Source organism: Herbidospora sakaeratensis, from assembly GCF_001570525.1.
GTDB lineage: Bacteria > Actinomycetota > Actinomycetes > Streptosporangiales > Streptosporangiaceae > Herbidospora > Herbidospora sakaeratensis.
Genome location: NZ_BBXC01000020.1, coordinates 171,802 through 187,981 on the forward strand (window position 1 = coordinate 171,802; position 16,180 = coordinate 187,981).

A 16,180-nucleotide genomic window follows, 5' to 3' on the forward strand; every position below is an offset into this window, starting at 1 on the left:
TCACATGTCCGAAGCATGGAAGACCGCGCTGACGGTGCTCCAGGAGGTCGACCCTCCCTTCATCCCGGAGGGGGCGCACGCCTCGACCATCGTCATCGAGTATCCGCCCGGCGACCCCGGCACCCCGCCCCACCGCCACTCGGGGCCGGCCTTCGGCTACGTCATCGAGGGCGAGATGCGGTTCGAGCTGCAGGGACAGCCGATCAGGATCGTCAAGGCCGGCGAGGTCTTCTGGGAGCCGGGCGGCGACCCCATCCACTTCCAGGACGGCAACGCCCGCGACGACATGCGGCTGAAGTTCACCGTCACGATGTTCTGCGCCCCGGGCACGCCGATGCTCACCTTCGTCGAACAGGACGAACTCGACCGCCTGGGATGGTCGCGATGAACGAGGAGTTCCTCGAGGCCGAACTGGCCATGGCCGAAGGCAGCCACCCGGAGGAACTGGCCGAAGAGCCGATCACCGAGTGGTTGTACGACCCGGCCGAGGCCGAACGCGAGGAGATCGGCCTGCGCGGCCTCATCGGCGCGGTGGAGGTGCTCGAAGAGGACGTCATCTGGGAACGGCCATGAGTCCCACCGTCGTCCTGGTGCACGGCGCCTTCACCGGATCGGGGAGCTGGAAGCGCGTCATCCGGCGCCTGCGCGCCCAGGGGCTGCCCGTCGTCACGGCGGCCAACCCGCTGCGCGACCTGGAGGGCGACGCCGCCTACGTGCGCGACGTGATCGACGGCATCGGAGGGCCGGTCGTCCTGGCCGGCCACTCCTACGCCGGCATGGTGATCACCCAGGCCGTCCATCCGGCGGTCCAGGCGCTCGTGTACGTCTCGGCGTTCGCCCCCGAGACCTGCGAGAGCGCCCTGACGCTGGCGGAGAAGTTCGAGGGCGGCACCCTGGCCGACGCCCTGGTCTCCTACCCGGTCGCCACCGGCGGCCGGGAGTTCCGCATCGACCCCGAGAGGTTCCAGCAGCAGTTCTGCCACGACGTCGACCCCGAGTCGGCGGCCGTGATGGCGGTGTTGCAGCGCCCGGTCACCGAACGGGCGCTGACCGACCTGGCCACCAAGGCGGCCTGGCGGGACACGCCGTCGTGGTTCGTGTACGGCGAACGCGACGCCAACATCCCGGTCGAGGCGATGCGGTGGATGGCGGAACGGGCCGGTTCCATGGGCACCCGGGAGATCCCCGGCGCCTCCCACGCGATCCCGGTCTCCTGGCCCGACACCGTCACCCGGACCGTCCTCGACGCCGTGACCCACGTGCGGTGAAGTGATCCGCGTGGATTCCCTGGAGAACGCCGCATCGGTCTTCACCGAGCTTCGGCCGCGCCTGTTCGGCATCGCCTACCGCATGCTGGGCAGCGCGGCCGAGGCCGAAGACGTCGTGCAGGACGTCTGGTTGCGGTGGCAGGGCGCCGACCGCGCGGCCGTGCAGAGCCCGCCGGCGTTCCTGGCGACCATCGCCACCCGGTTGTCGATCAACGTGGCGCGGTCGGCGCGGGCGCGGCGGGAGTCGTACATCGGGCCGTGGTTGCCCGAGCCGGTCGACACCAGCGCCGATCCCACGCTGGGGGCCGAGCGCGGGGAGGCCCTGGAGTTCGCCTTCCTGCTGCTGCTCGAACGGCTCACCCCGACCGAGCGGGCGGCCTATGTGCTGCGGGAGGCGTTCGTCTATCCGTACGAGCAGATCGCGGAGATCATCCAGGTCAGCGCGGCCAACGCGCGCCAGCTCGTGAGCCGGGCCCGCAAGCACCTGGCGGCCGGGCGGCACGAGCCCATCGACAAGACCGAGCACCGCCGCCTGCTGGAGACCTTCCTGGACGCCGCCCAGTCGGGTGACGTCGTGGCGCTGGAGCACCTGTTCGCCGAGGACGTCGTGAGCCTGACCGACGGGAACGGCGTCCGGGGCGCGGCCCGCCTGGTCATGCACGGCGTGCCGCGCGTGACCAAGTTCATCGCCGCCTTCGCCCCCCGCTTCTGGCCCGGCGCGACCGTCACCTTCGTCGACGTGAACGGCAACCCGGGCGTGTTCGTGCCGGCCCGGGAGAAGGTCGGCGGGGCCCTGCTCGTGCTCGACGCCTCCCGCGACGGCATCCACCAGCTGTTGTGGGTCATGAACCCCGACAAACTCGCCGGTTATTCGAAATGACCGATTCCCTGAGGGAGCTGCTCGACGAGCGCCGCCACCTGATCGACGTCGCCACCTGGTTGTTCGGCTCCGAGACGGCCGCCGACCAGATCGTCCAGGAGACCTACCGCCGTTGGTACGCCCTCACCGACCCCGAGCGCGCCGCGATCACGCGGCCCCGGGCCTGGCTGACCCGCGTGGCGGGCGGCATCTGCCTGGAGCTCCTGGCTTCCGGCACGCCCCACCCGGTGCCGCCGACACGGCAGGCGCCCCGGCCCCGGTCCGGCCACCCGGCCCCGGCCCGGTCCGACCACGTCTCCCGGCGCTTCGCCGCCGCCTGCTCGGCCGGTGACGCGCCCGCGCTGCGGGCGGTGCTGGCGCCGGACGTCCTGGTCGTCAGCGACGGCGGCGGCAAGATCCGCGCCCCGCTCGGGCCCGCGCACGGCCCCGACGCGGTCGCCCGATTCCTGGCCCGGCTGGTCGCCGGGGTCGAGGTCTGCGCCGAGCCGGTGAACGGCCGGACCGGCGTGGTGCTCCGGCAGGACGGACGGGCGGTCGCCGTGATGAGCGTCAGCGTGGCCGCGCACGACGTGACGGCGGTGTGGATCGTGCTCAACCCCGACAAACTGGAGGGCTGGCACCGGCCATGACCTTGTACGCCACGACCGTCACGGTGACCGGCGGCAGTTCGGCCCACGGCCGGGCGACCGGCCGGGCGGTCTCCCCCGACGGCGCGCTCGACCTGGAGCTGAGGCTGCCCACGGAACTGGGCGGCGACTCCGGCGGGCCGAACCCGGAACAGCTCTTCGCGGCCGCCTACGCGGCCTGTTTCCAGGCGGCGCTGAGCCTGGCGGCCCGGCGGCACCACCTCGACCCGTCGTCGATCAGCGTGGCGGCCACGGTGGCCTTCGGCCGCGACCCCGCCGACGACGGCTACCGGGTGAGCGTCGACCTGGTGGTCACCTGGCCGGACGCCGACCCGGACGTGGCGGCCCGGCTCGTTTCGCGGGCGGAGGCGCTCTGTCCGTACACGAAGATGAGCCCGGCGACGATCAGCCTCTCGCCCGGCTGACCGCCTCCGCCGGGTCGGCCAGCAGCCCCGCGAAACCCAGTTCCGCCCCGCCCACCAGCGTCGTGTCGTCGCCGAGAGCGGCGATGCGCAGCTCCACGCGCTCCCGCGACACCGGCAGCACGTTGGCCTCGATGCGGGTGCGGACCTGCTCGGCCGAGCCCCGGTAGACGTCGCGCAACATGCCGCCGAAGATCACCACGCCCGGGTTGAACAGGTTGATCAGGTTGGCCACCCCGACCCCCAGCCAGTCGCCGACCCGGTTGAGCGCCTCCCGGGCGGCCTGGTCGCCGCGTTCGGCGGCGTGCACGACCGAGGCGACGGCGTCGCGGCCGACGCTGCCGTGGGGCCAGCCGGCCAGGTCGAGCAGGGCGCTCTCGCCCACCTCCGCCTCCAGGCAGCCCCGCGACCCGCACAGGCACGGTCGCCCGTCGAAGGGATTCACCACCATGTGCCCGGCCTCGGCGGCGTAGCCGTCGTCACCGCCCAGCCGCTTGCCGTCGACGATCACCCCGCCGCCCACGCCGACGTCGCCGTGCAGGTAGATGAGGTTGCGGAAGCCGATCCCCGCGCCGCGCTCGTTCTCGGCGACCGCGCCGAGGTGCGCCTCGTTGCCCACCCTGACGGGCAGGTCGAGCGGGAGCCGGCGTTCCAGCTCGGGCCCGAACGCCTGGTCGACCCAGCCCGTCTTGGGGCCGTAGCGGACCGTGCCGTCGTGGGGCCGGATCATCCCGCAGAACGAGGCGCCGACCCCCACGCACACCGCGCCGTCGGGCACGTCGCGGAGCAGCTGGCGGGCGAACTCGGCCAGCGTGCCGACGACGTCGTCGAGATCGGGGAACCGCCGTTGCCGCACCGCCGCCCGCCGGTCGAGGATGACGCCCCCGAGCCCGACCCGCGCCGCCACCAGCCAGTCGACCGCGACGTCGAACGCGAGCACGAACACCTTCTCGCTCTCGGGGCTGACCACCAGCGACGGCCGCCCCGCCTTCTGGACGTCGTCGGGCAGCTCCTCCCTGACCAGGCCCAGCGCGGCGAGTTCAGCGGTCAGCGCCATGGTCGTGCTGCGGTTCAGCCCGAACTCCTCCGTCAGCGCGGCCCGCGACGTCGGCCCGTTCAGGTGGACGTAGCGCAGCAGCGCCCCGAGGTTCTTCATGACCCGAGTTCAGCAGATGACGTAGTCATCCCGCGACGAGTCGTAGGAGCACGAGTCGACCAGTTTGCCCGACGCGTTGTGCAGGTAGCCGGTGTCGGACGTCTGGTTCCAGATGTAGGTGAAGGTCCCCTGCCCGCTGCGCTGCCAGTAGCGGGTCGTGGCGGTGTTCTTGCCCTTGCCGCTCCGCAGCGTGACCGTCTTGCCGGGCTTCAGGGTGAACGCGGTGAACGTGTAGACGTGGTCGGACCGCTTGGTCTCGTCGCGGACCGTCCAGCCCGTGAGGCTGACCGCCTTCTTGGAGACGTTCTTGATCTGGATGTACTCGCCGTTGACGCTGCCGTTCGCGCCGTTGTCGGGCGAGCCGGGCGAGTCATAGAAGATCTTGGTGATCCGTACGGCCGGAGCCTTCGCCTGGGCCGGCTGGGCAAGGCCCGCGGCCGTTAACAGGGCGACGGTCAGCAGAACTCGAACACGCATGGAACGCTCCAGGGGTCAGGGGAGACGAGCCGGACCTCGAATGATATTTCTGTCCCGAGAAGCTCAATTGGCGATTCTCGTATCGTTTCGATATCCGACGCCCCATTTGCCACGCCTAGAGTTGCCCCATGAGCCCAAAGATCGCGACGAACGACCCCGTCACCCGGGAGCAGCTGCTCGACTTCCTGCGCCCCCGCCACCACGCGATCGTCATCACGGCCCGGCGGGACGGACGCCCCCAGGCGTCCCCGGTCTCCTGCGGCGTCGACGCCGAGGGCCGGATCGTCATCTCGACCTACCCCGAACGCGCCAAGACCGCCAACGCCCGCCGCAACGAGCAGGTCAGCGTGATCGTCCTGTCGGACGACTGGAACGGCCCCTGGGTCCAGGTCGACGGCGACGCGGAGGTCCTCGACCTCCCGGAGGCCCTCGAACCGCTGGTGGAGTACTTCCGCTGCATCTCGGGGGAACACCCCGACTGGGACGAATACCGGGCGGCGATGGTCCGCCAGGGCAAGTCGCTCCTGCGTATCACCCCGACCCGCTGGGGCCCGGTCGCGACAGGCGGCTTCCCGGCCCGCCTGGCTTGATCGATTTGTCGGTCGCCGCTGACACCATGCCCGCATGACGACGAGCGATCCCCTGGCCCCGTTCGAGTGGCTCGCCGCGCCCGAAAGCGAAGGCGTACTGGGCTCCATCTTCACCATCGCCTGCGTCCGGGGTCTCACTCCCGCCGAGACCGCCCTCCGCTTCAGCCGCGGCACCGACGCCGGCCAGACCCTCGACTTCGCCGCTCTCGACGAGCGGGCCTGGGCTTTCGCCTCCGACGGCGGCGAGGGCGGCGGCCACGTGGGCGTGTTCCAGACAGGGGAATGGTGCGTGGTCATCGAACCCACCGGCTGGTTCTGCACCCTGTACGAGGTGCTGACCCGGCTGTCGCGGGGTTGCGAAGTCGTGACCGCCACCCGCCACGACTACGCCGAACACAGCTTCGCCTATGCGGTCGACGGCGCCGTCGTCATGGGATACAACCTCATGCTCCCCTACGAACGTCACGGCGCCGACCCCGACCGGCTCAACACCCAGATGCGCGACCTCGGCATGACCCTGGAGAAGCCGGCGGACGACGCCGCCTGGGCCGCGGCCTGGAAGGAGAACTACGGCCCGGCCGTCACCCGCGGCTTCGCCCTGGTGTCGGCGGTGAGCGGGGTCCCGCTCACCCCCGACGTCCTCGACCGCCCGATGCTCGTGACCCCCTTCGTCGCGCCCCTCAAGAGGGAAGTCGCCGAATGACAGATCTTGATCCCGCCGAGCTGGGTGGCCGAAGCAGCGGCTGGATCAGGGCCTGACGGGCCTCAGTGGTGCATGGGGGCCGGGCCGTCGCCGTGGTTGGCGGCGCGGGCCGGGAGGATGACGGCGGCGACGATCACCGCGATCGAGAGGGCCGCGCTGATCAGGAACGACAGGCGCATGCCGCCGAGGACCGCCAGGTCGTCGCTCACGCCCGTGGCCTCCAGGGATTCGGCGCGGGCCGTCATGACCGTGATCACCAGGGCCGTGCCGATGGCCGCCGCCACCTGCTGCAACGTGCTCAGGATCGAGCTCGCGTGACTGTAGAGCGACGACGGGACGGCGCCAAGACCCAGCGTGAAGACGGGGGTGAAGGTGCCGGCCAGGCCGATCATCAGCAGGGCGTGGAGGCCCAGGATCTGCCAGTAGGGCATCGACATGGTGATCTGGGTGAAGCCGGCCAGCGACAGGGAGATCGCGACCGCTCCCGGGATCACGAGCACCCGGCCGCCGAAGCGGTCGAACAGGCGGCCGACGGTCGGGCCGAGCAGGCCCATCGCGAGGCCGCCGGGCATCACCAGCAGGCCGGTCTCCAGGGTGTTGAGGCCCCGGATGTCCTGCAGGTAGAGCGGGAGCAGCACCATCGAGCCGAGCATCGCCATGAACGCGACCGACATGAGGATCAGCGAGATCGTGTAGGTGCGGTGGGTCAGCGTGCGCAGGTCGAGCAGCGGGCCGCCGCGCTTCTGCAGCCGCAGCTGCCGGAACACGAACACGGCGATCAGCACCAGGCCCCCGACGACCATCGAGCCCGCCACGGTGGCGTCGCCGCCCTCGAAGCGGCTCAGGCCGTAGACCAGGCCGCCGAATCCGACGGCGGCGGTGACGACGCTGAACCAGTCGATCGTGCCGATCTTGGTCTCGCCGACGTTCTTGAGCTGCTTCAGGCCGAAGTAGGTGATCAGCGCGGCGATCGGGAACACCACGGCGAACAGCAGCCGCCACGGCCCGAACTGGAGGATCACGCCGGAGACCGTCGGGCCCATGGCGGGCGCGACCGAGATGGCCAGCGAGACGTTGCCCATCACCCGGCCCCGCTCAGACTCGGGCACGACCTGCATCAACGTGGTCATCAGCAGCGGCATCATGACCGCCGTGCCGGACGCCTGGACGATCCGCCCGGCGAGCAGCACCTCGAAGACCGGGGCCACCGCCGCCAGGGCCGTACCGAACAGGAAGAGTCCCATCGCGGTCGTGTAGGCCGTGCGCGTGGTCACCCGCTGGAGGAACCAGCCGGTGATCGGGATGACGGCCGCCATGGTGAGCATGAACGCCGTCGACAACCACTGGGCGGTCTGCGCGGTGATCTGGAGAGCCCTCATCAACTCCGGAATGGCGTTGATCATGATGGTCTCGTTGAGGATGACCACGAACGTGGCCAGCACCAGCAGCCTGATCACGGGCGGGGTGCGACGTTGGGGTTCGGTCGCGGCTTTGGCGGGTGAGTCGAGCTGGTCTAGCTGTGGGCTGGACACGGTACCTCAATCAGGGGAATGGAAACTGAGTTGCGGCCATGGCCAGGATGGCCCGCACCACCGACAAAACTCGTCTCGCTCACTCAGAATTCCGGAACCCGCCTCCGGATGTCACCCGGTTTTCATCCGCCTTCCCGCTCCCGCCCGTGCGTCGTCGCAGCTCAACGCGTGCGCTCAGCAGGGGACTGTGACACGCGACACGTTTTCCGCCGACTCCTGCGCGGAAGGTTCACGCGTCGCGGCGGCGGTAGGCCAGCGCGGCCACGATCAGCAGGACCGGGGTCGAGACGACCAGGGTGACCAGGTCGTCCGGCAGGTACTCGTGCACGAACGGGGCCGCCACGAACAGGCAGCCCAGCAGCAGCCCGACCCCCGCGAGGGTGTGCCGCAGCAGCACCCCGACCGCCGCGCTGACCAGCGTAAGAAGGGTCAGGTACGCCGTCGTCTCCGCCACCTGCCAGAGGGCGACCGGCGTACCGGCCACCACCATCGTGATCAGCGGGCCCGACAGCGCCACAACCAAGGAGGCCGGGAGCGTCACCACCGCCAGGGCGGCGTGCTGGGCGGCGAGCTGGCGCACCCGGCGCGGCATCGCCGTCAGGGTGGTCCTGATCTGGCCGCCCGTGTACTCGGAGCAGGTCGCCAGCACGCCGAGCACGATGAACCCGGCCCGCGAGTACGCCACCGGCGCGTCGCCCACCGCGATCACGAAGGTCAGCAGCACGTTCGCCGCCAGCGTCCAGGCCAGGGTCGTCCACGTCGCGGGGAGGGAGACCAGCTTCGACAACTCCGCCCTGATCATGCGTCCCTCCGCGCGAACACGGCCCCGGCGAGCACCAGCAGCCCGGCCACCCACGCCGACATGACCAGCAGGCCCACCAGTGGGCTGATCGACACGTCGTCGTTGGCCACCTTCCCGACGAACATCCGCACCCCGGCCATGTCGGGGAAGTAGTTGGCCAGCGGGGTCACCTTGGTCAGCAGGAAGGTCACGCTCACCACCGACGTGTTGACCAGCAGCACCGTCAGCGGCACGATCCCGTGCCGGAGCAGCACCGTGATCGCGAACGCCAGCAGCGCCGTGTACGTCCAGTAACAGACCACCCCGGCCAGCCGTCCGGCATCGAGCCGCGCCTGCACCACCCCCATGGTCGCCGCCGCGGCGGTGAAGGCGAGCGGCACGGCGACGAGCACGACCGCGAGAGCCTTGGCCGCCAGGAACCGCAACCGCGACGGCACCGCTGCCAGGCTCGTCGTGAGCTGCCGCCCGCCGCCGGAGTCGGCACTTTCGGCGAGGTATTCGCTGCTGACCGCCACCACCCCGAGCACGATCACCCCCATGACGCCGAACGCGAGTTCCTGGTAGCCCCGGTCGGGGCCGGCGACGCCCCTGTTGAGCAGCGCGATCCCGGTCGGCACGACCACCGCCAGCAGCGCGGCCAGCCACACCGACGGCAGCGTCGACAGTTTCGACAACTCCGCCCTGACGGCCCTCATCGCCCGCTCCCGGAGGTGAGGGCGAAGAACGCGTCTTCGAGGTTGCGGTGGGCGCCGGTGACCTCGGCCAGGGTGCCCTTCGCCACGATCCGCCCGTGGTCGATCACCACGACGTCGTCGACGGTCTCGGCGAGCTCTCCCATGAGGTGGCTGGAGAGCAACACGGTCCGTCCCGATTGGGCGCGGTCGCGGAGGAAGGTGCGGACGAACCGGATGCCCTCCGGGTCGAGCCCGTTGAGCGGCTCGTCGAGGACCAGCACGGAAGGGTCGCCGAGCAGGGCGGTCGCCAGTGCGAGCCGCCGGCCCATGCCCAGCGAGTAGCCGCCCACCCGCTTGCCCGCCGCGTCGGCCAGCCCGACGAGGGTCAGCACCTCCTCGACCCGCGCCGGCGGCAGGCCCGCCGACCGGGCCACCCAGCGCAGGTGGGCCCGTCCGGTGCGGGACCGGTGGGCGCCCGAGCCGTCGAGCACCGCGCCGACCGTGCGGACCGGGTCGGGCAGGGCCGGGTACGGCACCCCGTCGACCAGCGCCGTTCCGGCCTGGGCGCGGTCGAGGCCGAGCAGGATGCGCAACGTGGAGCTCTTGCCGGCGCCGTTGGGCCCGAGGAAGCCGGTCACCCGTCCGGGCCGGGCCTCGAAGCCGATCCCGGCCAGGATCTCCTTGCCGCCCCGCCGCTTGACGAGGCCGTCGATGGTAATCACGCCGCCCAGCCAACCGGCGGGCCGCCCAGACCACATCGGACCGGGGTCCGGACCCGCGTCTCGGACCCTGGTCCGATGCGTCGCACCGGAAACGGTTCCTAGACTTCGGACGTGGTGGCGATTCCGAAACGCGAACGGCGGGTCTGGCCTCCGATCACCGCCGTGTACGTCCTCTTGGTGCTGGTCCTGCTGTCGGCCGGGGGCGACGGGCCCGGCGTGGTCATCGTGCCGGCCGTCATCGCGGCGCTGGCGCTGGCCACCACGGTCTGGGCGCTGATCCGGGCCCGCCGCCAGCGCGCCGCCTACGAGGCCCAGCTCACCGCGTGGGCGGGCGAGCGGGCGGCCCAGGCCGAACGGCTGCGCATCGCCCGCGACCTGCACGACCTCGTCTCCCACGGCCTCGGCCTGATCACCGTCAGGGCGACCACGGCCCGCTACGTCCGCGACGATCCCGAAGCGGCGCTGGCGGACATCGAGCGCATCGGCCGCGAGACCACCACGGAGCTGCGCCGCATGCTCGGGGTGCTGCGCGACACCGGGACGGCCGCGCCGCTGCGCCCGGCCGACACGCTCGGCGACCTGCCCGGCATCGCCGCCGAGGCGCGGCGGGCGGGCCTGCGGGTCACCGTCGACCTGGAGGACCTCGGCGAGGTCAGCCCGGGGGCGCAGCTGACCGTCTGCGCGGTCGTCCGCGAGGCCCTCAACAACACCGCCCGTCATGCCGGTCCGACCGGCGTGGCGGTCCGGGTCGGCCGCGACGGCGGCTGGATCGTCACGACCGTGCACGACGACGGGCCGGTCGACGGCTGGGTCGCCCACCCGGGGGCCGGTCACGGCCTCGAAGGTCTCAGGGAACGGGTGGCCGCCCTCGACGCCGGGCCGGTCGACAACGGCTTCCGGGTCAGCGCCCGCGTCCCCGGGGCGTCATGACGATCCGTGTGCTCATCGCCGACGACCAGCCGCTGCTGCGCCACAGCCTGGCCGCCGTGATCGACGCCCAGGCCGACATGGCCATGGCGGGCGAGGCGGGCACCGGCGACCAGGCCGTCGCCGTGTGCGCGCAGACCCGTCCCGACGTCGTGCTCATGGACATCCGGATGCCCGGCATGGACGGCATCGAGGCCACCCGCCGCATCCTGGCGGTGCAGGCCACGACGAAGATCATCGTACTGACGATGTTCGAGCTCGACGAGTACGTCCGGGCCGCGCTGCTGGCCGGGGCCAGCGGCTTCCTGCTCAAGGACGCCCACCCCGACCGCCTGCTCGACGCCGTCCGCCGCGTCCACCAGGGCGAGTCGCTGCTGGCTCCGAGCGTGCTGGAGCGCCTGATCGAGTCGTACGTCAGCCGCCCGGCCCCGGCGAAGTCGATCAAGGGCCTGACCGAGCGGGAGACCGAGGTGCTCACCCTGGTCGGCCACGGCCTGTCGAACGACGAGATCGCCGCCCGGCTGACCATCTCGATCAAGACGGTCAAGACGCACATCGGCCATCTGCTGAGCAAACTGCACGCCCGCGACCGGGCGCATCTCGTCATCGCGGCCTACGAGAGCGATCTCGTGGGTTAGCCGTCAAGAATTCCGGCGCCCGCATATGGAAGCCATCAAGATCTGCTGAACCGCCCGAAAGTGCCGTTTTCCTGGACGTCGTACCGCCCTGAAAACGGAACTGAGGAGCAGTGAACAGAGATGGGTGACCTCATCTTCGTCGCCCTGACGATCGCGATCTTCGTGGTCTTCGGGTTCGTGGTGAAGGCGGTGGAGCGCCTGTGAGCGCGATCAACGCCGCCGGCCTCGTCGTGGCCATCGGCTTGGTGATCTTCATGGTCGCCGCCCTGCTGTTCCCGGAGCGGTTCTGACATGGGCTGGCTCTTCATCCTGTCGCTGATCGTCGCCCTGGCCCTGGTCTACAAGGTGCTCGGCGACCACATGCACCGCGTCTACACGGGCGCCCGGCACAACGCCGTCGAGCGGGTCGTCTACCGCCTGCTCGGCGTCCGGCCCGACAACGAGCAGCGCTGGGGCGCCTACGCCCGCAGCCTGCTGGCCTTCTCGATCATCTCGATCTTCTTCGTGTACGCCCTCCAGCGCGTCCAGGACAAACTCTGGTTGTCGCTGGGCTTCGCCCCGGTGCCCGACCACATCGCGTGGAACACCGCCATCAGCTTCGTGACCAACACGAACTGGCAGGCGTACTCGGGTGAGAGCACGATGGGCCACCTCACCCAGATGGCCGCCCTGGCCGTGCAGAACTTCGTGTCGGCCGCCGTCGGCATGGCGGTGGCCATCGCGCTGGTGCGCGGGTTCGCCCGCCGCAACAGCGACACGATCGGCAACTTCTGGGTCGACCTGGTGCGCGGCACGCTGCGCATCCTGCTGCCGATCGCCTTCGTCGGCGCGCTGGTCCTCGTCGCGGGCGGGGTGGTGCAGAACTTCGTCGGCCCCCACGAGATCACCACGCTGACCGGCAACGTGCAGAACGTGACCGGCGGGCCGGTGGCCAGCCAGGAGGTCATCAAGGAGCTGGGCACCAACGGCGGCGGTTTCTACAACACGAACTCCGCGCACCCGTACGAGAACCCCACCGCCTGGACGAACTGGTTCGAGATCTTCCTGATCCTGCTCATCCCGGTCGCGCTGACCCGGACCTTCGGCCGCATGGTCGGCCAGCTGCGCCAGGGCTACGCGATCCTCGCCGTGATGGGCGTCATCGCCATCGCGTCGATCGTGCTCACCAACGTGTTCGAGCTGGCCGGGAACGCGACCGTGCCGCAGGCCGTCGGCGCGGCGATGGAGGGCAAGGACGTCAGGTTCGGGGTGGCCAACTCGGCCACGTTCGCGGCGGCGACCACGCTGACCTCGACCGGTGCGGTCAACTCCTTCCACGACTCCTACACGCCGTTCGGCGGCATGATGACGCTGTTCAACATGATGCTGGGCGAGGTCGCGCCCGGCGGCGTCGGCGCGGGCCTCTACGGCATGCTGATCCTGGCCGTCATCACCGTGTTCGTCGCCGGCCTGATGGTCGGCCGCACGCCCGAATACCTGGGCAAGAAGATCGGCGCCCGCGAGATCAAGCTCGCGTCCCTGTACTTCCTGGTCACCCCGGTGCTCGTGCTGGTCGGCACGGCGCTGGCCATGGGCAACGAGGCGGGCCTGGCCGCGATGCTCAACTCGGGCCCCCACGGCTTCTCCGAGATCCTCTACGCCTTCACCAGCGCGTCCAACAACAACGGCTCGGCGTTCGGCGGCGTCACGGTGAACACGCCCTGGTACGACGTGGCGCTCGGCCTGTGCATGGTCCTGGGCCGGTTCCTGCCGATCATCTTCGTGCTGGCCCTGGCCGGGTCGCTCGCGCGGCAGACGCCGGTGCCCGAGTCGGCCGGCACGCTGCCCACGCACCGGCCCCAGTTCGTCGGCCTGGTCGTCGGCGTGACGGTCGTCCTCGTCGCCCTGACCTTCCTCCCCGCCCTCGCGCTCGGCCCCATCGCAGAAGGACTGCTCTGATGACCTGGATCGCGTCGTTCCCCGACGCCGTCAAGAAGCTCAACCCCGCGACGCTCTGGCGCAACCCGGTCATGCTGATCGTCGAGGCCGGCGCGGTGTTCACCACCGTCCTGGCGATCCTTTCGCCCGGCGTGTTCGCCTGGGCGATCGTGGTCTGGCTCTGGCTGACCGTGTTGTTCGCCAACCTGGCCGAGGCGGTCGCCGAGGGCCGGGGCAAGGCCCAGGCGGCGACGCTGCGGGCGACCAAGCGCGACACCGTGGCCGTGCGCACCGACGGCCGGACCGTCTCGGCGACCGAACTGAAGCAGGGCGACGAGGTCGTGGTCGTGGCCGGGGAGATCATCCCCGGCGACGGCGACGTCGTCGAGGGCATCGCCAGCGTGGACGAGTCGGCCATCACCGGCGAGTCGGCCCCGGTCATCCGCGAGTCGGGCGGCGACCGCTCAGCCGTGACCGGCGGCACGAAGGTGCTGTCCGACCGGATCGTCGTGCGCATCACCCAGAAGCCCGGCGAGAGCTTCATCGACCGCATGATCGCCCTGGTCGAGGGCGCCAACCGGCAGAAGACGCCCAACGAGATCGCGCTGAACATCCTGCTCGCGGCGTTGACGATCATCTTCCTGACCGCGACGGTGACCATGCAGCCGATGGCCATCTGGGCCAAGGGCGCCAACCCCGGCATCCCCGACTCGCTCGCCCTCACGGGCGACGGCGTCAGCGGCATCGTGCTGGTCTCGCTGCTGGTCTGCCTCATCCCCACGACGATCGGCGCGTTGTTGTCGGCCATCGGCATCGCCGGCATGGACCGGCTGGTGCAGCGCAACGTGCTGGCGATGTCGGGCCGCGCCGTCGAGGCGGCCGGCGACGTGTCGACCCTGCTGCTCGACAAGACCGGCACCATCACGCTCGGCAACCGGCAGGCCGCCGAGTTCCTCCCGGTCGCCGGGGTCGGCGAGCAGGAGCTGGCCGAGGCGGCCCAGCTCTCGTCGCTGGCCGACGAGACGCCCGAGGGACGCTCGATCGTGGTCTTCGCCAAGGAGCGCTACGGCCTACGGGAGCGCGACGTCCACGACGCCGAATGGGTGCCGTTCACCGCGCAGACCCGCATGTCGGGTGTGAACGTCGGCGGGCGCGAGGTCCGCAAGGGCGCCGCGACCGCCGTCATGAAGTGGGTGCGCGACAACGGCGGCCACCCGACCGAGCAGGTCGGCGCCATCGTGGACGCCATCTCCGGCAGCGGCGGCACCCCGCTGGTGGTGGCCCAGAAGGACCAGGTGCTCGGGGTCGTCCACCTGAAGGACACCGTCAAGCCCGGCATGCGCGAGCGCTTCGACGAGATGCGCCGCATGGGGATCAGAACCGTCATGATCACCGGCGACAACCCCCTCACGGCCAAGGCCATCGCCGACGAGGCCGGGGTGGACGACTTCCTCGCGGAAGCCACCCCCGAGGACAAGCTCGCCCTGATCAAGCGCGAGCAGGAGGGCGGCCGGCTCGTCGCGATGACCGGCGACGGCACCAACGACGCCCCCGCGCTCGCGCAGTCGGACGTCGGCGTGGCCATGAACACCGGCACGAGCGCGGCCAAAGAGGCCGGGAACATGGTCGACCTCGACTCCAACCCGACCAAGCTCATCGAGATCGTGGAGATCGGCAAGCAGCTGCTCATCACCCGCGGCGCGCTCACGACCTTCTCGATCGCCAACGACATCGCCAAGTACTTCGCCATCATCCCGGCGATGTTCGCGGCGGTGTACCCCGGCCTCGACGCCCTCAACGTCATGCGCCTGGACTCGCCCCAGTCGGCGATCCTGTCGGCGGTGATCTTCAACGCGGTCGTCATCGTCGCGCTGATCCCGCTGGCGCTGCGCGGCGTCAGGTACCGCCCGTCGAGCGCCTCGAAGCTGCTCAGCCGCAACCTGCTCGTCTACGGCCTGGGCGGCATCGTGGCCCCCTTCATCGGCATCAAACTGATCGACCTTCTGATCGCGGGGATCGTGTGATGAATCGTCTGCCCAGCTGGATCAGGCAACACGTGGCGGCCCTGCGGGCCGTGGCCGTGCTGACCGTGATCCTCGGCGTGGCCTACCCCCTGGCGACCATGGGCGTGGCCCAGGCCCTGTTCAACGGCAACGCCAACGGCGATCCCGCCCTGATCGGCCAGAGCTTCACCGACGCCGACGGCGCTCCGGTCGCGAAGTACTTCCAGTCCCGGCCCTCGGCGGGCGGCTACGACATGCTCACGACCGCGGCCAGCAACCTGGGGCCGGAGGACGTCATCGACACCCTCCCCGTCCCGGGCGCGGTAGACGACGAGGGCAACCCCGACGAAGGCAGCCAGTCGCTGCTCACTCAGGTCTGCGCCAGGTCAGCGGCCGTCGGTCAGCTCGAAGGCGTCAGCGGGGCGCGTCCCTACTGCACCCCCGACGGGGTAGGCGCGGTACTCAAGGTCTTCCCCGACCGGGCGATCAGCGTGAACCAGGCGTGCCCCGCGCGGCCGTTCGTCGCGACCTACGACGGCGTCGAGGTCGAGTGCGCCAAGCCCGGCGAGGACTACAGCGCCGGGCGCACGGTCCCGATCAGGGGCGACGCCCAGGCCGTCGTGCCCGCCGACGCGGTCACGGCCAGCGGTTCGGCGCTCGACCCGCACATCTCCGTCACCTACGCCGAGATCCAGGCGCCCCGGGTGGCCAGGGAGCGCGGACTGCCGGTCGAGCGGGTGAAGGAGCTGGTCAGGGAGCACACCACGGGCCGGGCACTGGGCTTCATGGGGGAGCCGGCGGTGAACGTGCTGGATCTGAACACGGCTCTCGACGAGGGGTGAC

Annotated in this window: 20 protein-coding genes; 14 read left to right on the plus strand and 6 right to left on the minus strand. The window is 70.8% G+C overall.

All coding sequences use genetic code 11. The features are described 5' to 3' along the window. Window positions 1–4: 4 nt before the first annotated feature. Genes AW271_RS31120 through AW271_RS31145 form a run of 6 tightly spaced genes read left to right on the plus strand, consistent with a single transcriptional unit; the run spans window position 5 to window position 3,199 of the window. On the plus strand, window positions 5–388 hold the full coding sequence (locus AW271_RS31120) for a cupin domain-containing protein (RefSeq protein ID WP_062341171.1): 384 nt from the start codon (window positions 5–7) through the stop codon (window positions 386–388). Beyond that, the gene (locus tag AW271_RS31125) at window positions 385–573 is read left to right on the plus strand and encodes a hypothetical protein (protein ID WP_157554809.1); all 189 of its coding nucleotides are present in this window, start codon (window positions 385–387) and stop codon (window positions 571–573) included. The genes AW271_RS31120 and AW271_RS31125 overlap by 4 nt, the downstream gene beginning before the upstream one ends. Further along, complete coding sequence (locus AW271_RS31130; protein ID WP_062341173.1) at window positions 570–1,268, plus strand: alpha/beta fold hydrolase; 699 nt, start codon at window positions 570–572, stop codon at window positions 1,266–1,268. The genes AW271_RS31125 and AW271_RS31130 overlap by 4 nt, the downstream gene beginning before the upstream one ends. Before the next feature lie 10 nt (window positions 1,269–1,278). Next, window positions 1,279–2,148, plus strand: coding sequence for an RNA polymerase sigma-70 factor (locus AW271_RS31135; RefSeq protein ID WP_245653295.1), 870 nt, complete (start codon window positions 1,279–1,281; stop codon window positions 2,146–2,148). After that, the gene (locus AW271_RS40255) at window positions 2,145–2,777 is read left to right on the plus strand and encodes a nuclear transport factor 2 family protein (protein ID WP_157554811.1); all 633 of its coding nucleotides are present in this window, start codon (window positions 2,145–2,147) and stop codon (window positions 2,775–2,777) included. Before AW271_RS31135 ends, AW271_RS40255 begins: the two co-directional genes overlap by 4 nt. Beyond that, on the plus strand, window positions 2,774–3,199 hold the full coding sequence (locus AW271_RS31145) for an Ohr family peroxiredoxin (RefSeq protein WP_083977510.1): 426 nt from the start codon (window positions 2,774–2,776) through the stop codon (window positions 3,197–3,199). Before AW271_RS40255 ends, AW271_RS31145 begins: the two co-directional genes overlap by 4 nt. Here AW271_RS31145 and AW271_RS31150 read toward each other — a convergent pair. Together AW271_RS31150 and AW271_RS31155 are read right to left on the minus strand one after the other, a co-directional pair. Beyond that, on the minus strand, window positions 3,180–4,352 hold the full coding sequence (locus AW271_RS31150; RefSeq protein WP_062341176.1) for an ROK family protein: 1,173 nt from the start codon (window positions 4,350–4,352) through the stop codon (window positions 3,180–3,182). The two genes, AW271_RS31145 and AW271_RS31150, sit on opposite strands and share 20 nt — an antisense overlap. 9 nt (window positions 4,353–4,361) lie before the next feature. Continuing rightward, on the minus strand, window positions 4,362–4,829 hold the full coding sequence (locus AW271_RS31155) for a lamin tail domain-containing protein (protein WP_062341177.1): 468 nt from the start codon (window positions 4,827–4,829) through the stop codon (window positions 4,362–4,364). 128 nt (window positions 4,830–4,957) lie between these two features. Here AW271_RS31155 and AW271_RS31160 point away from each other — a divergent pair, with 128 nt between their 5' ends. Both AW271_RS31160 and AW271_RS31165 read left to right on the plus strand, forming a co-directional pair. After that, window positions 4,958–5,419: a PPOX class F420-dependent oxidoreductase gene (locus AW271_RS31160; protein WP_062341178.1), complete on the plus strand. Its 462-nt coding sequence runs from the start codon at window positions 4,958–4,960 to the stop codon at window positions 5,417–5,419. 34 nt (window positions 5,420–5,453) lie between these two features. Continuing rightward, window positions 5,454–6,122 (plus strand): DUF6461 domain-containing protein, encoded by a 669-nt coding sequence (locus AW271_RS31165; RefSeq protein WP_062341179.1) that lies wholly within the window; start codon window positions 5,454–5,456, stop codon window positions 6,120–6,122. A gap of 62 nt (window positions 6,123–6,184) precedes the next feature. Here AW271_RS31165 and AW271_RS31170 read toward each other — a convergent pair whose 3' ends face one another. The 4 genes from AW271_RS31170 to AW271_RS31185 form a co-directional block, all read right to left on the minus strand. Then, window positions 6,185–7,579 carry an MDR family MFS transporter gene (locus AW271_RS31170; RefSeq protein WP_062341180.1) on the minus strand — a complete coding sequence of 465 codons (1,395 nt, stop codon included), beginning with the start codon at window positions 7,577–7,579 and terminating at the stop codon, window positions 6,185–6,187. Between the two features lie 304 nt (window positions 7,580–7,883). Then, the gene (locus AW271_RS31175) at window positions 7,884–8,456 is read right to left on the minus strand and encodes a hypothetical protein (protein WP_062341181.1); all 573 of its coding nucleotides are present in this window, start codon (window positions 8,454–8,456) and stop codon (window positions 7,884–7,886) included. Next, window positions 8,453–9,151 (minus strand): ABC transporter permease, encoded by a 699-nt coding sequence (locus tag AW271_RS31180; RefSeq protein ID WP_062341182.1) that lies wholly within the window; start codon window positions 9,149–9,151, stop codon window positions 8,453–8,455. Before AW271_RS31180 ends, AW271_RS31175 begins: the two co-directional genes overlap by 4 nt. After that, entirely contained in the window at window positions 9,148–9,852 is a 705-nt protein-coding gene (locus AW271_RS31185; protein ID WP_062341183.1) for an ABC transporter ATP-binding protein, read from the minus strand. Before AW271_RS31185 ends, AW271_RS31180 begins: the two co-directional genes overlap by 4 nt. 111 nt (window positions 9,853–9,963) lie before the next feature. Here AW271_RS31185 and AW271_RS31190 point away from each other — a divergent pair, with 111 nt between their 5' ends. From AW271_RS31190 to AW271_RS31215, 6 genes are all read left to right on the plus strand, one after another. After that, window positions 9,964–10,782, plus strand: a complete 819-nt coding sequence (locus AW271_RS31190; protein WP_062341184.1) for a sensor histidine kinase — start codon at window positions 9,964–9,966, stop codon at window positions 10,780–10,782. After that, window positions 10,779–11,417: a response regulator gene (locus AW271_RS31195; RefSeq protein ID WP_062341185.1), complete on the plus strand. Its 639-nt coding sequence runs from the start codon at window positions 10,779–10,781 to the stop codon at window positions 11,415–11,417. The genes AW271_RS31190 and AW271_RS31195 overlap by 4 nt, the downstream gene beginning before the upstream one ends. Window positions 11,418–11,617: 200 nt before the next feature. Continuing rightward, a complete protein-coding gene (gene kdpF, locus AW271_RS31200; RefSeq protein ID WP_034385538.1) occupies window positions 11,618–11,707 on the plus strand; it encodes a K(+)-transporting ATPase subunit F in 90 nt (29 codons plus the stop codon). 1 nt (window position 11,708) lies between these two features. After that, window positions 11,709–13,355, plus strand: a complete 1,647-nt coding sequence (kdpA, locus tag AW271_RS31205; RefSeq protein WP_062341186.1) for a potassium-transporting ATPase subunit KdpA — start codon at window positions 11,709–11,711, stop codon at window positions 13,353–13,355. After that, the gene (kdpB, locus tag AW271_RS31210) at window positions 13,355–15,358 is read left to right on the plus strand and encodes a potassium-transporting ATPase subunit KdpB (protein ID WP_062341187.1); all 2,004 of its coding nucleotides are present in this window, start codon (window positions 13,355–13,357) and stop codon (window positions 15,356–15,358) included. The genes kdpA and kdpB overlap by 1 nt, the downstream gene beginning before the upstream one ends. Further along, window positions 15,358–16,179 (plus strand): potassium-transporting ATPase subunit C, encoded by an 822-nt coding sequence (locus AW271_RS31215; protein WP_062341188.1) that lies wholly within the window; start codon window positions 15,358–15,360, stop codon window positions 16,177–16,179. The genes kdpB and AW271_RS31215 overlap by 1 nt, the downstream gene beginning before the upstream one ends. Window position 16,180 lies beyond the last annotated feature (1 nt).